Raw genomic sequence first — 14931 nt, forward strand, 5'->3', positions numbered from 1 at the left:
TACTTTTCTAAGCAGAAGGTACACTTTCATGGGTAACATTGTAAGCGCTATCTTGATATATTGAGGATGCTTCACGATACGAAGGTCGTCAAAGGGGGGCATCTACCACATGTTTAGAAAGAAATCTTTGTTCACAGGTCTGGTTATCTTGCTCGCATTAACGCTCGCTGGCTGCAACAAAGCCAGTCCGGAGGCAACGTCTCCAGACAGCGAGGACAATACGCCGGTTACGTTCAAGTATTTTACATTTGGCGGGGGAAAGAAGGACATTCTGGCAAGCAGCACCACGATCGGCCAGAAGCTTCAGGAACAAACGGGTGTGGATTGGAAGATGGAGTACCTGGTAGGTGACAGTGCAACCAAGGCAGGTGTCATGATTGCCAGTGGTGATTATCCGGACATTATTGATTCCAGTGGAGAGATGGCGAAGCTGATGGATGCAGGTGCATTTATTCCACTGGATGAGCTGATTGAGCAATACGGACCGAATATCAAGCGTGTATATGGTCCCTACATGGACAAGTTTAGGCAGGAAGATGGTCAGATTTACTTCTTCCCGTACACAGCCAACATCGGATATGTATCAGAACCCAATTTTCAGACGGGATTTTACATTCAGCGTGCGGTGTTGAAAGAATTCGATTATCCCCAAATCCGCACTCTGGACGAATATTTCGACTTGATTGAGCGTTACAAGCAGAAGTATCCGCAGATTGACGGCAAGGACACGATTGGCTTCGCCACACTTGCAGGTGAACCAAGCAGCTTCTTCACCCTGCAAAATCCGGCCATGCATCTGGCAGGTTACCCGAATGATGGCAGTGTGATGGTAGATATGCAGAGCCATGAAGCGAAACTCGTAGCCGGGTCTGATTATCAGAAACAATGGATTCAGAAGTTGAACGAGGTGAACGCACAAGGCATGTTCGATCCGGAATCCTTTACGATGAACCGGGATCAGTATCTGGCCAAACTGACTTCCGGGCGGGTGCTTGGATATTTCAGTTATTCCTGGCAGGTGGGTGACGCAACAAGCAATCTCAAAAAGGCTGGAATCGATGACAAGCGTTACGTGGCGCTGCCGATCGTGTTCGATGAGACTGTCAAAGACCAGTATATCGATCCGCCGGGCTTTGTGAACAACTATGGTGTAGGCATAACCGTCAAGGCCAAGGACCCAGTACGAATCATCAAGTATTTTGACAATTTGCTCAAGGAAGAAAATCAGATTCTGGTACAGTGGGGCATTCAGGATCAAACGTATAGCGTGAATGAAGAAGGGCGCTTTTATTATGAAAATGACGAGCAGCGCAAATACCATGAAGATCCGGAACTTAGCCAGAAGTTTGGATTCGACTATTTCAACTACAGTTGGCCGCGATACGGCAATAACTCCTTGCTGAAGGACGGGAATGCTTATGGCCCAGGCAATCAGCCCGAAGTGGCTACCTTCAGCTACACGGACGGCGACAAGCTGCTGCTGGAAAAGTATGGCGTAGAGACGTTTGCCGAGCTGTTCAGCACACCGGATGAACGCCCTTGGTCCCCTGCATGGTCCATTGCGTTGGAGCAGGGTTCACCTGAACAGATTTTCATTACGAAGGCAGATGATCTTCAGAAAAAATTCCTGCCCAAAATGATCATGGAATCGCCTACGGCGTTTGAAAATACTTGGAATGATTACATGGGCCAGTTGAATCAATTGGACAAGAAAACGTACGAGGCTACAATTACACAGGCTGTAAAGGACCGGGTAGCAGGAAAGTGGTAATGCATATCGATTGAGATTATACCATTGGAGGGATTGATTCATGTTGAAACCGACTTTGAAAAAGGCATGCTTGGCTGCAGCGCTGATCGCCCTGCTGGCAGGATGCAGCTCGAACCATTCAACCCCAGCGCCTGCAGCTGCAGGTGAAGAGGATAACAGTCCGGTTACATTCTCCTATTACCTGTTCTCTTCGGGCAAGAAGGACACCTTGGCAAGTGAAACAACGATTGGCAAGGCCTTGCAGGAACAGACGGGCGTGGACTGGAAAATGGAATACCTGGTTGGGGACAGCGCGACCAAGGCCGGCGTCATGATTGCGAGCGGAGACTACCCGGATGTCATCAGCTCCAGCGGAGAGATGTCGAAGCTGCTGGATGCCGGAGCTTACATTCCGCTGGATGATCTGATTGAGGAGTACGGACCGAATATCAAGAAGGTGTATGGACCGTACTTTGACAAAATGAGAAACGCGGAAGACGGAAAAATCTACGCGCTGCCGTATACAGCCAATCAGGGAGAATACTCGGGCAGCCCCAATATAGGCGGGGGAGCTTTCTGGATTCAGCGTTCTGTGCTTAAGGAGTTTGACTATCCGAAGATAACTACGCTGGACGAATACTTCGACCTGATCGAGGACTACAAGGAGAAACATCCTACGGTTGACGGAGCGGAAACGATCGGTTTTGTATCCCTTGCGGGCGTAGCCAACAACTTTTTCACCCTGCAAAATCCGGCCATGCACCTCGCTGGATATCCGAATGACGGCAGCGTTATGGTCGATATGAAGACCCATGAAGCCAAGGTGGTTGCCGGAACCGATGAGCAGAAACGGTGGATCAAGAAGCTGAACGAAATTAACGCCAAAGGCATGCTTGATCCGGAGTCCTTCACGATGAACAAGGACCAATATCTGGCCAAACTGACTTCGGGTCGTGTTCTCGGATACTTTAACTATGGCTGGCAGATCGGGGATGCCTCCAAAAACCTGCTTGCAGCGGGCATTGATGAGAAGCGTTATGCACCTCTTCCGATTGTCTTTGACAAGAGCATCAAGGATCAGTACATTGATCCTCCCGGCTTTGTAAACAACTATGCAACCGGAATTTCGGTTAATGCCAAAGACCCGGTACGTATCATCAAGTATTTTGACAATTTGCTGAAAGAAGAGAATCAGATTTTGGTACAGTGGGGCATCAAGGATGAAACCTACAGCGTGGATGAAAAAGGCCGCTACTATTATGCGAACGATGATCAACGGAAAATGCATGATGATCTGGAGCTGAGCCGCAAATTCGGCTTTACGTATTTCGGTACAGACTGGCCGCGCTATGGAGGAGAATCCACCCTCTCTGATGGAAACGCATACAGTCCGGGGAATCAGCCTGAAGTAGTCGCGGCAACATACACCGAAGGAGATAAGAAATTCCTAGAAGCCTACGGCATCCAGACCTTTAGTGAACTATTCAACAAGCCGGAAGAGCGTCCGTGGTTCCCGGCATGGTCCATTGCACTGGAGCAGGGCTCACCGGAACAGATTTTTACAACGAAATCGGATGATTTGCAGCGTAAATATTTGCCGGAGATGATCCTGGGTACACCAGCGAACTTCGACAATCTGTGGAATGCCTACATGACCGAATTGAACAAGCTGGACAAAGCAGGCTACGAGAAAACCATCACCGAGATTGTCAAAAACCGGATTGCAGGCAAATGGTAAATTGATGGTCAAAACAAACTGTTACGTGCGCTGGAGAAGACGTTGACTACCTGTTAACCAGGCTTTTCCGCGCATGAATAACAGCATGGGAAAGGAGCATCTGCATCGTGGAGAAACCGAATGCATCTCTTCAAGCTATGCCGCCGGCTTCCGGCCCGAAGGGAACCATAGCAACCTCTTTTTGGAAACGACTTGTGCAGCAACGAACGCTGGCCTGGATGTGTATTCCTTTTGTCGTCTGGGCGTTTGTCTTCAAGTATTTGCCATTATGGGGCTGGACGATGGCTTTCCAGAACTTCAAGCCGGCCAGAGCCTTTGCGGATCAGCAGTGGGTGGGATGGAAACATTTTCAGACCCTCTTTGAGGATCATACCTTCTATCGGGTGCTGCGAAATACGCTTGTCATGAGTTCGATCAAACTGGTGCTTGGGTTTGTTACCGCAATTACACTGGCGCTTTTGTTAAATGAGCTGAAGAATATCATTTTTAAACGTTTTGTGCAAACGGTCAGCTATCTGCCTCACTTTATTTCCTGGGTTGTCGCTTCGAGCATCGTCCTGACCGTATTGTCACCAGACGGCATTATCAATCTGCTGCTCATGAAGCTTCACCTGATCGACAGTCCGGTGTTGTGGATGGGGAAAGGGGAGTATTTCTGGGGCATACTGGGCGCTACCGAGGTGTGGAAAGACGTTGGCTGGAACACCATCATCTATCTGGCGGCAATCACGGCGATTGATCCTGCCCAGTATGAGGCTGCGGAGATTGACGGAGCCAGCCGTTTCAAACGCATGCTGTATATTACGCTGCCAGGCTTGAAGCCAGTTATCGTTATTTTGCTCATTATGAATATGGGCAGCATCCTGGAATCCGGATTTGAACCTCAATACTTGCTGGGCAACGGAATGAATATGGATTATTCAGAAAACCTGGATATCTTTGTACTGAAGTATGGTCTCGGAATGGGGAACTTCTCCTTGGGTACAGCGGCAGGTATTTTCAAGACCGTGGTCAGCTTCATCTTCCTCTTCACCGCCAACTACATTGCGAAAAAAATGGGAGAAAGCAGATTATTCTAAGAGGAGGCCTAGGTCATGCCAAAAGCAAAATCATCCCGCTTGCGGAACAGCAGCGCCGGGGACCGGGCGTTTGATGTATTTAATATCATATTTATGGTCTGTTTGATGATTGTCACGATCTACCCTTTTCTCAATATGATAGCCGTTTCCCTCAATGACGCCAACGACGCCATTCGCGGGGGGATCTATCTGTGGCCCCGTGTGTGGACACTGGATAATTACAAATATATCTTTGGGGAATCCGACATCTACCATGCCACGCTGATCTCGGCGCTTCGTACGATCATCGGGACGACCGTGTCCGTTTTCTGTACCGCCATGCTTGCCTATACGCTCAGTCGGCAGGAATTTGTGCTTCGCAAGTTTGTGACCATGTTCTTTGTATTTACGATGTACTTCAGCGGAGGGCTGATTCCAGGGTATCTGTTGATTCGTGATCTCGGGCTGATTGGCTCCTTCTGGGTCTATATCATTCCCGGGGTGATTGGAGTGTTCAACATGATCGTGATCCGCTCGTTTATCGAAGGGTTGCCTGAGGGCATTCTCGAGTCAGCCCGCATTGACGGGGCAGGGGAGTTTACGACATTCATCCGTGTTGTCCTTCCCTTAACCATTCCGGCAATGGCAACGGTATCACTCTTTGTGGCTGTAGGTCAGTGGAATTCCTGGTTCGACGTATTTCTGTACAATTCATCCAACAAGGAACTCAGCACCCTGCAATATGAATTAATGAAGATTTTGCAGACATCGACGACTGCGGCAACCTCATCGGCAAGTGATGCATACCAGTCGGCCGAGAACAGCGGGGTTGCTGTTACGCCGACTTCCATTCGGGCCACCATGACCATCATAGCCAGTGTTCCGATTCTGATGGTGTACCCGTTCCTCCAGAAATACTTCGTACAGGGGATGACGATTGGAGGTGTGAAGGGGTAAGCATTGAATTCGTACAAATCATGAACGTCGGGAGATGAGAATGCGTGAATACTTTCATGAAAAAATCGTTCTGTACCGTACTGGCTGTGGCGACAGCTTTGCCCTTGTTTTTTGTGCCCGCGGCTTCCAAAGTGATGGCAGCTAACGATGTCGTCATTAATGTCTCTTCGCAAAAACAGGTTATTCGTGGTTTTGGCGGAATGACACATTCGGGCTGGATTGGTGATCTGACCGCAGCAGAAAGAGAAACGGCTTTTGGCAATGGTGCGAATCAGCTGGGCTTCTCTGTGCTGCGTATCCCGATCGACGAAAACAAAAACAATTGGCAGCGGGAAGTGGAAACGGCCAAAAAAGCGATTGAACACGGGGCGATTGTATTCGCCTCTCCATGGAATCCGCCGAGTGACATGACGGAAACCTTCACGCTTGGCATGACTTCGGGCAACGGTTCGACGTATGAAGCCGAGTCAACGACAACGTTGACCGGGGCAGCGGTAGCGAATTCATTTTCAGGTTATATGGGAACGGGATATGTTCATTTTCAAAATGCGAGCGGCTCGGCTGTTCTGTGGAATACGATCCTGATTGGCAGCACAGGCACCAAAAACGTAAAGATCCGTTATTCGCTTCCGTCAGGGACGAGTAATCTGGATGTATATGTGAACGGTACATTAGAACTTAGCAATGTTCCTTTTGAAGCCACGGGCAGCGGGGATACGTGGAAGGAAAAATCGATTCAGGTTCCGATGGTCAATGGAACGAGTACCTTAAAGCTGGTGTCCACGGGAACAGGAGGACCGAACATCGACAATATCAATGTGACGGCTTATGTTCAGGACACACAGGCCAAACGGCTCAAATACGACAAGTATGATGCCTACGCACAGTATTTGAATGAGTTCGATACGTTTATGAAAAATAACGGCGTGAACCTGTATGCCATTTCCGTCCAGAACGAGCCGGATTACGCCCATGACTGGACCTGGTGGTCTCCGGAGGAGATGCTGCGATTCATGAAAGAAAATGCAGGCTCGATCAACAACAGGGTCATTGCGCCGGAGTCCTTCTCCTATGTGAAACAAATGTCGGATCCGATTTTAAATGATCCACAAGCGCTCGCCAATCTCGATATTCTCGGAGCACATACGTATGGCACACAATACAGTGATTTTCCATATCCATTGTACGAGCAAAAGGGTGCAGGCAAGGAGCTATGGATGACCGAAGTCTACTATCCAAACAGCGAAACCGACTCGGCAGATCGCTGGCCGGAGGCGCTGGGTGTTGCGGAGCACATGTATAACGCCATGGTTGAAGGGAACTTCCAGGCTTATGTATGGTGGTACATTCGCAGACATTATGGTCCGATCAAGGAAGACGGAACCATTAGCAAACGCGGCTACAGTATGGCTCATTACTCCAAATTCATCCGTCCTGGAGACGTCAGGGTAGATGCAACCAAAAATCCGGCGAACGGCGTGTATGTCTCGGCGTACAAGGGAGACAACAACAAGATCGTCATTGTCGCTATTAACAAAAATACATCGGACGTGAATCAGCGATTCAAGGTGAAAAATGTAAAGGGATCCGCCGTATCCTCCTGGATCACGGATAGCACGCGCAATCTGGCGGCAGGCTCCTCACTCCAGATATCCGGCAATGGATTTACGGCAAACCTTCCAGCCCAGAGCGTAACGACATTTGTCATTCAGCCTTAATAATCATATGGAGTGAATGCACTTGAACAAGCTGCCTACAGGCAGCTTGTTTGGCTTTTATGGTATAGCGAGTACTCAGGGCTTCACGATACGATATGTTATTCTGCACATTTGTCTTACATTATGTTGTCTAACAAGACTCTAATTTATATAATATTTATGGATATGATGCAAGTAGAGCTGAAAGAGGGAGATGATTACAATACAATTCAATCGCGTATCCAGCAACAAACTGTACATTCAGATTTATGATCAGATTCTTTCCGAGATACAATCCGGTACGTTTCAAATCGGAGACAAGCTTCCAACGGAACGTGAATTGTGTGCGCAATTTGGAGTAAGCCGTGCTCCTATAAGACAAGCACTGAGTGCATTGGAGATGAAAGGGTACATTTATTCCAGACAAGGTGAAGGTGTCTACGTCAAAAGCATTGTCGCACAGGATGAGTCGCTTACCGACGAATCGTTAATAAACTCGGTGTCTCCAGAGGACATTGTCGAAGCGAGAATGAGCATTGAACCGCTCATTGCCAGAATGGCGGCTCAAAGGGCTACCAAAGAAGAAATCCTTCTTCTTCGAGAAACGATCAAACAGATGGAGTCCGAAACTTCGAAAGGACACTATGTGCCTGAAACCGATGAACGATTGCATATGGAAATTGCTCGAGCTTCGCACAATGATCTATATATTCAGTTTATGACTGTGATTACCCAAGCAATGAAACAGCAGGAAATGTGGAGATTTATTCGGGATCGGACAGTAACCCGTCCGGACTATAGAGACACTAATTTTAAAGAGCACCAGGAAATCATTAATGCTATTGAGCAAAAAGAAGAGGATACCGCTGCCAGGCTGATGACGGAGCATATGCAAAATCTTTATGATCGTTATTGGAAAGATTAACAAAAATCCCTATGCATAAGGTAAAGGCATAGGGATTTTTGTTATGCTTATTCTTTAAAAATTTTATAATCAGTTATTGACAATTAAAAATGAACTTGTTATATTCTAGACAAGTTAACTTAGGATACAAGTTTACAAGATTACAAATCAATTGGAGGTGAAGCAAATTAACTATTGGAAACTCTGCAATGGAAGATATGGTATCCATTTTCGAACCAAATTGTAAGCGTTTAAATCAAAAATGGATTCGTATTAATTAATGGGAGGATTTTCTTATGGATCTACTTCAGCTTGAGAAATCTACAGTTCGTAAAGTAACGATGCGATTGATCCCTTTTTTGTTTTTATGTTTCGCAATTTCGATTCTGGACCGGGTAAACATCGGCTTTGCTGCCTTGCGAATGAATGAAGAACTCGGTTTTTCCGAGGCGGTGTACGGTTTCGGTGCAGGAATTTTCTTTCTGGGGTACTTCTTGTTGGAGGTTCCAGGCAGCGCGATGATGTCCAAGATTGGTGCAAGGCGCTGGATCAGCCGGATCATGATTACATGGGGAATCATGGCGGTCGTCATGGCGTTCATTCAGACCCCGATCCAGTTTTATATCGTTCGCTTCTTGCTCGGCGTTGCTGAAGCCAGCTTTTATCCGTGTATGGTTCATTATCTTAGTGGATTCTATCAATCCAAACATCACGCGAAAGCCATTGCCGGTTTCATGATCGCCATTCCGGCCGCAAACGCAATCGGTTCCCCGTTATCGACGTTTCTTTTGCAGATTGAATGGTTTGGACTTTCCGGTTGGCAGTGGCTATTTATTTTGGAAGCGGTTCCGGCAGTGATTCTGGGCATCATTTGTTATTACTACCTGACGGATCGCATTGAAGACGCCAAGTGGCTGACCGGTGATGAGAAAACTTGGCTGCTGGATGTGACCCGCAAAGAGGCGCTGGAGAAGCAAAAAGTGAAAAAACCGACGTTTCTTGAAGTGTTGCGGGACAAAGATGTTCTTGTTTTGGCGATCGGCTACTTCTTCTGGATGTTCGGATATTACGGCATTAATATGTTCCTGCCAACCATTTCAAGAGGACTAACCGAAACGACCGGATGGAGTCTGCAAAGCATCGGCTGGTTGCTAGGCTGCATGTATCTTTGTGCCATGGTTGTCATGTATTTGGTGGGAAAAAGCTCGGACAAAAAGAATGAGCGAAAGTTTCACGTTGCCGGCTGCCTGACGATAAGTGCCATTGCAATGATAGCCAGCTTGTACGTGTCGGAATTCAGCCTAGTCGGTTCGTTTGCACTTCTAACGGTTAGCCTTTGCGGAGCATTCGGCGCATACTCTCCGTTCTGGGCAATCCCGCCATCTTTCCTAACGGGAGCAGCCGCTGGCGGAGCGATCGCTTTGATCAACAGTATCGGAAACCTTGGCGGGTTTTTCGGGCCATACTTCGTTGGATTTGTGAATGACATGACAGGCAGTCATAATCTCGGTTTGACTGTGCTGGGAATCAGCATGATTGTAAGCGCTGCAATTATCATCTTCTTGGTGAAGCAAACGGGCAAAAGCCATAAAATCCATTCAGGAACATCGTTGGATCGTGCAAGCTCGAGTAAGGTCGGCTAATGTTTTTAAAAAATGAGTATAAGAAAGGATCTAAATACTCGTTTTTTTTACAATAACTTAGGATACAAGTAGACAACATGACAAATCGGTATATAATCATAAAATGAGGTGAGCACAATGACAAAATTTAAGGTCGACGAGCTTAAACAAAAAGCAATCGAACTGAGACAAACTGCACTTACGATGATTTACGAGGCTCAATCCGGGCATCCGGGCGGATCGTTGTCTGCTGCGGATATCGTAACCGCGCTGTATTTCAACGAAATGAATATTGACCCACTGAATCCGAAATGGGAGGACCGTGATCGTTTTGTATTATCGAAAGGGCATGTGTGTCCAATCCAGTATGCTGCCTTGCTTCATCGAGGGTTCGTTCCCTTCGAAAACGTGCATACGCTTCGTAAGTATGGATCGCCGTTCCAGGGACATCCCGATATGAAAAAATGTCCAGGAATTGATATTTCGACAGGTTCTTTAGGTCAAGGCCTCTCCTGCGCGGTAGGCATGGCGATCGCGGGCAAAAGGGACGGCAAATCATACCGGGTGTTCGCGATGCTCGGCGACGGGGAGTGTCAGGAAGGGCAGATCTGGGAAGCGGCGCAAACGGCGAACAAATATCAGTTGGATAACCTGATCGTTTTTGTGGACGACAACAATCTTCAAATCGACGGAACTTGCGACGAGATTATGCCGAATTTGGACCTGGAGCAAAAATTTAAAGCATTTGGTTTCGATACGAGAAGAATCGACGGACATGACATGGGACTGATCGTAGATACGTTGGACGAAATAAGGGATCTCAAGCATGGGAAACCGATTTGCATCGTCTGCAACACGGTCAAAGGAAGAGGCGTTTCGTTCATGGAGGACGTATGCGGCTGGCATGGCGCCGCCCCGAAGGAAGCCGAGTATAAGCAAGCCATGGAAGAACTTGCGGGAGGGCTAAAATGATGAGTACACCAAAAAGTGAAGCAACCGTTAAGAAAATTGCGACTCGTGACGCATTTGGACATGAAATTTTGGAACTTGGCAAACAAAACAAAAATATTTACGTTGTGGACATCGACATCGGCAAATCGTGCAAAACGACGGAGTTTGCCAACCAACTTCCGAATCAGCATATTAACGTTGGGATTGCCGAGCAAAATGCGGCAGGCCTTGCAGCCGGGCTGGCGACCACCGGAAAAATTCCTTTTATTAGTACGTATGCGGTGTTTGGTTCGCTGCGCATGGCGGAACAGATTCGACAAGAGGTATGCTATCCACACTTGAATGTAAAAATCGCCTGCTCCCATGGCGGTTTGACCCCAGCCAACGACGGAGGAAGCCATCAAGCGATTGAGGACATGGGCGTCCTTCGCACCATACCGAACATGACGGTTATTATGGGCGCGGACTATGCTTCCACCCGCAAGTTGGTTGCTAAGGCCGCGGAACACTATGGACCGGTTTACCTCCGTTTTACGCGTGATACCATTCCGGTCATCTACGGCGAGGACGATGAATTCGAGATCGGAAAAGCAAAAAGACTGAAAGACGGAAATGATATCGCCATCATTGCAAACGGCGATACGGTCCATTTGGCTTTGGAAGCATCGGAAATTCTCGAACAATCCGGCGTGTCCGTAAAATTGCTTGACATGCATACAATTAAACCGCTTGATCGCGAAGCCGTGGTGGACTGCTTGCGTACCGGACGGATTATTACGGTGGAAGACCACAACATTCTAAACGGGCTAGGCAGCGCCGTGAGCGAAGTGGTCGCCGAGGAAGGAGGCGCCATCGTCCGCAGAATCGGTGTACAGGATAAGTTTGGGGAGTCTGCTCCTTATGAGAAGCTTCTTGAAATGAACGGGATTACGGTGGAGAACATTGTGCATACGGCGCAATCCCTGGTGAAAAACAACCGTTAAGCGACCCATGCCGGATCCATCGAACCCAGCGGGTTTGAATCATAAAATTAAAAGGAGTGTTAGTTTCATGTTTGAATTGAATAACAGAGTAGCAATCGTCACAGGAAGCGGTTCAAAACGGGGAATCGGTCGCACGATCGCTTTGACATTGGCCAAGCAAGGCGCGAAGCTGGTCATCGCGGATATCAATCAAGAAGGAATTCAGGAGACGGTGGACGCAATCCGTGCCCAAGGCGGGGAAGCCATCGGCATCGAACTGAATGTAACCAGCGAGGAATCGAACCGGGCCATGGTGGAGCAAGTAATCCGGCATTTCGGTAGAATTGACATTCTAGTGAACAATGCGGGAATTTCCCAAAAAACAACCGTTGAAGAAATGACGCTGGAAGACATCACACGCGTATTCAACGTAAACATGTTCGGTTTGTTCCTGTGCACCCAGGCGGTGCTGGGGCAGATGAAAAAACAGGGATATGGCCGGATCATCAGCTTGTCGTCCGTATCCGCGAAACGTGGTGGCGGCGTCTTCGGTGGGGCCCATTACTCGGCTTCGAAGGCAGCGGTGCTTGGATTCTCTAAAAACCTCGCCCGCGAGGTGGCTGCGAACGGCATTACGGTGAACTGCATCGCACCAGGGCTTGTGAATACCGACATTTGGAAATCGCTTGATGAGGATACGGCGAAAGAAGTCATCGCAAGCATTCCAATGGGACGTCCGGGAGAAACCGAAGAAATTGCGTCGGCCATCGCTTTCCTGGCCTCAAGTCAGGCGTCCTATATTACAGGAGAGGAAATCGATATTAACGGTGGCTCGCATATGGATTGAAAGACTGGCTTATGATATACAAGGTTTTAAGATGGTTTAAGGAAGTTTAACGTAGGGGAAACAATAGCACAGTAAAAGCAAAAAAGCAGCCGATCGATGTGGTCGGCTGCTTTTGTTCAAGGAACTGGCAGGAACGTTGAGCACCCACGCAGAATAACTTGAATTGAGCCTATGCTCCAAACAGCTCCACTATATCTTTTCCAGGAGGCGGGTATGCTTCAAAAACTAGGATATGATCGTGAAGTTCCATTGCAATTTAACCAGAAACGAGTCTGTGGTTTGTGGCTGACCATCATCGGAACCGTCATCATTGTATCAACGTTATTTGGAGGAGAATACTATTTAAATCCTTTCATTTTTATGACCGGATACTTTATTGGTTTCTATATTTCATTTTTAAATTCGAGTGTCCATCGAAGATTATCTCAGGGGCCAAGCGCATCTTTTCAGGATCGGGTGGGGAATATTGGGGTGATCGCTCTTTTTATTCTCATATTTTTGATCGCAGGTCCGTTTTTTCCAAGCCTGGATTGGCGGATGATCTGGCTCGGGGCACTTCTTGCAACGGGGATTCATTTCTTTATATTTTATTACGTTCACGGAAAGTCCATGATTATCCTTGGAACGGTTTGTACAGTAATTGCTATAGTTGGGATGCTGCTTCAGCCCGTACCCTTCCTTTATTTCGGAATTCTTGATGGAGCTACCAAACTAGGAGTTGGACTATATCTATTGTTTTACCAAGCCTTCGGTTAGTGTGGAGCACAAATCTCTGGGAGCATAATTAAAGCCTAACTATAAAGTGAGTTCATTAAGGAGTGCTTTGCTCCAAAATTACAAGAGCTTCGCTTTCTAGGTCCCTTTCATTCGAAAGAACGGAGGTCAGCATTGCTGAGTACTATTATCTGAATATTAAAGAACCATGCTTAGTAAATGCGAATGTCCTAATGTTGAGGGGCAAGAACATCTTCCCATTGAAGTCGCTATTTTAGCGGCTTTTTTATGTTATCTGTACAAGTTCGTCTCCGGAGCCAAGGACAAGAACTTGTACCGATTGCCACAGGCCTCTTCTGCTTAAATCAAAGAGGGGCGAGGTGCAAACAGTTAACTATAAGAAAGGGAATATTTAATTTGTATTTTATAAAAAGAAGAAAAAGATTGACCGGTAAGCGTTTTCATAATAACATAAAATAAATTACTTAATCGATTAGGTAATTATATTCATTTATTTAAGCGGAAATACACTTCTGTATAACTTATATGTTGGTTTTAATTAACTTGTTGTTTTGACGCAAGTTAATTGAAATAAAAAAAACTAGGAGGTTCTAACGAATGGTTAAGTTGCAAAAGTGCACAATCTTTACAGTAATTGCTTCCCTCATGTTTGTAATATTGGGAAGTGCAGCGCCCAAAGCATCTGCAGCCAGTGGTTTTTATGTAAGTGACGGCAAGTTGTACGACTCTACAGGCAAGGCGTTCTACATGCGCGGGATTAACCATGGGCATTCCTGGTTTAAGGATGATCTGAACACGGCCATTCCTGCCATTGCAAAAACAGGTGCGAATACGGTGCGTATTGTTTTATCCAACGGAACACAGTATACAAAAGACGATCTTAATTCTGTTAAAAACATTATCAATGTTGTAAACGCTAACAAAATGATAGCTGTTCTTGAAGTGCATGATGCAACAGGCAAGGATGACTATAATTCGTTAGACGCTGCAGTAAACTACTGGATCAGTATCAAGGAAGCTCTGATTGGCAAGGAAGACCGGGTTATCGTTAATATCGCAAATGAGTGGTATGGCACTTGGAACGGAAGTTCTTGGGCTGACGGTTATAAAAAAGCAATTCCTAAACTGAGAAATGCCGGGATTAAAAATACACTTATTGTTGATGCAGCAGGCTGGGGACAATATCCGCAATCCATTGTAGACTACGGCCAAAGCGTGTTTGCTGCGGACTCACAGAAGAATACGGTGTTTTCTATTCACATGTACGAATATGCAGGTAAAGATGCAGCAACGGTCAAATCCAATATGGAAAGCGTGCTGAACAAAGGTTTGGCATTGATTATAGGAGAGTTTGGTGGCTACCACACTAACGGCGATGTCGATGAATATGCCATCATGAAGTATGGTTATGAAAAAGGGGTGGGATGGCTCGCCTGGTCTTGGTATGGAAACGGTTCAGGTCTACAATATCTGGACATGGCTACTGGTCCTAACGGAAGTTTAACCAGTTTTGGTAACACTGTAGTGAATGATACGTATGGCATCAAGAATACCTCTGAAAAAGCAGGGATCTTTTAAGAAACCAGTCTCCAACCTATATAGATCATATGCAGCAAGGCCATGACGTTACTTTATACGTCATGCCTTGCTTTTAACGGTTTCTTTTGCAGATATTAAAAACGAAATTCTTTGAATTCACTTCCCATATAC

Annotated in this window: 12 protein-coding genes; all 12 read left to right on the forward strand. The window is 46.7% G+C overall.

What is annotated here, in order from left to right:
• Window positions 1-109 precede the first annotated feature (109 nt).
• On the forward strand, window positions 110-1771 hold the full coding sequence (locus RSX24_RS09105) for an ABC transporter substrate-binding protein (RefSeq protein WP_343260357.1): 1662 nt from the start codon (window positions 110-112) through the stop codon (window positions 1769-1771).
• Window positions 1772-1811: 40 nt separating this feature from the next.
• Window positions 1812-3488, forward strand: a complete 1677-nt coding sequence (locus RSX24_RS09110) for an ABC transporter substrate-binding protein (protein WP_343260358.1) — start codon at window positions 1812-1814, stop codon at window positions 3486-3488.
• Window positions 3489-3625: 137 nt separating this feature from the next.
• Complete coding sequence (locus RSX24_RS09115; RefSeq protein ID WP_236412959.1) at window positions 3626-4567, forward strand: ABC transporter permease; 942 nt, start codon at window positions 3626-3628, stop codon at window positions 4565-4567.
• 15 nt (window positions 4568-4582) lie between these two features.
• Window positions 4583-5503, forward strand: a complete 921-nt coding sequence (locus RSX24_RS09120; RefSeq protein WP_343260359.1) for a carbohydrate ABC transporter permease — start codon at window positions 4583-4585, stop codon at window positions 5501-5503.
• 431 nt (window positions 5504-5934) lie between these two features.
• Window positions 5935-7221 carry a carbohydrate-binding protein gene (locus tag RSX24_RS09135; protein WP_438286796.1) on the forward strand — a complete coding sequence of 429 codons (1287 nt, stop codon included), beginning with the start codon at window positions 5935-5937 and terminating at the stop codon, window positions 7219-7221.
• Between the two features lie 193 nt (window positions 7222-7414).
• The gene (locus tag RSX24_RS09140) at window positions 7415-8125 is read left to right on the forward strand and encodes a FadR/GntR family transcriptional regulator (protein ID WP_236412658.1); all 711 of its coding nucleotides are present in this window, start codon (window positions 7415-7417) and stop codon (window positions 8123-8125) included.
• 275 nt (window positions 8126-8400) lie between these two features.
• Complete coding sequence (locus RSX24_RS09145; RefSeq protein WP_236412660.1) at window positions 8401-9747, forward strand: MFS transporter; 1347 nt, start codon at window positions 8401-8403, stop codon at window positions 9745-9747.
• A 117-nt stretch (window positions 9748-9864) separates the two neighbouring features.
• The gene (locus tag RSX24_RS09150) at window positions 9865-10698 is read left to right on the forward strand and encodes a transketolase (protein ID WP_236412662.1); all 834 of its coding nucleotides are present in this window, start codon (window positions 9865-9867) and stop codon (window positions 10696-10698) included.
• On the forward strand, window positions 10698-11660 hold the full coding sequence (locus RSX24_RS09155; protein WP_236412960.1) for a transketolase family protein: 963 nt from the start codon (window positions 10698-10700) through the stop codon (window positions 11658-11660). Before RSX24_RS09150 ends, RSX24_RS09155 begins: the two co-directional genes overlap by 1 nt.
• Window positions 11661-11727: 67 nt before the next feature.
• Window positions 11728-12486 carry an SDR family NAD(P)-dependent oxidoreductase gene (locus tag RSX24_RS09160; protein ID WP_236412664.1) on the forward strand — a complete coding sequence of 253 codons (759 nt, stop codon included), beginning with the start codon at window positions 11728-11730 and terminating at the stop codon, window positions 12484-12486.
• 213 nt (window positions 12487-12699) lie between these two features.
• Window positions 12700-13242 carry a DUF6609 family protein gene (locus RSX24_RS09165; RefSeq protein ID WP_343260360.1) on the forward strand — a complete coding sequence of 181 codons (543 nt, stop codon included), beginning with the start codon at window positions 12700-12702 and terminating at the stop codon, window positions 13240-13242.
• Window positions 13243-13866: 624 nt separating this feature from the next.
• Window positions 13867-14799, forward strand: a complete 933-nt coding sequence (locus RSX24_RS09170; RefSeq protein ID WP_438286797.1) for a glycoside hydrolase family 5 protein — start codon at window positions 13867-13869, stop codon at window positions 14797-14799.
• Window positions 14800-14931: the final 132 nt, after the last annotated feature.

This window comes from Paenibacillus hubeiensis, from assembly GCF_032334105.1.
Taxonomy (GTDB): domain Bacteria; phylum Bacillota; class Bacilli; order Paenibacillales; family Paenibacillaceae; genus Paenibacillus; species Paenibacillus hubeiensis.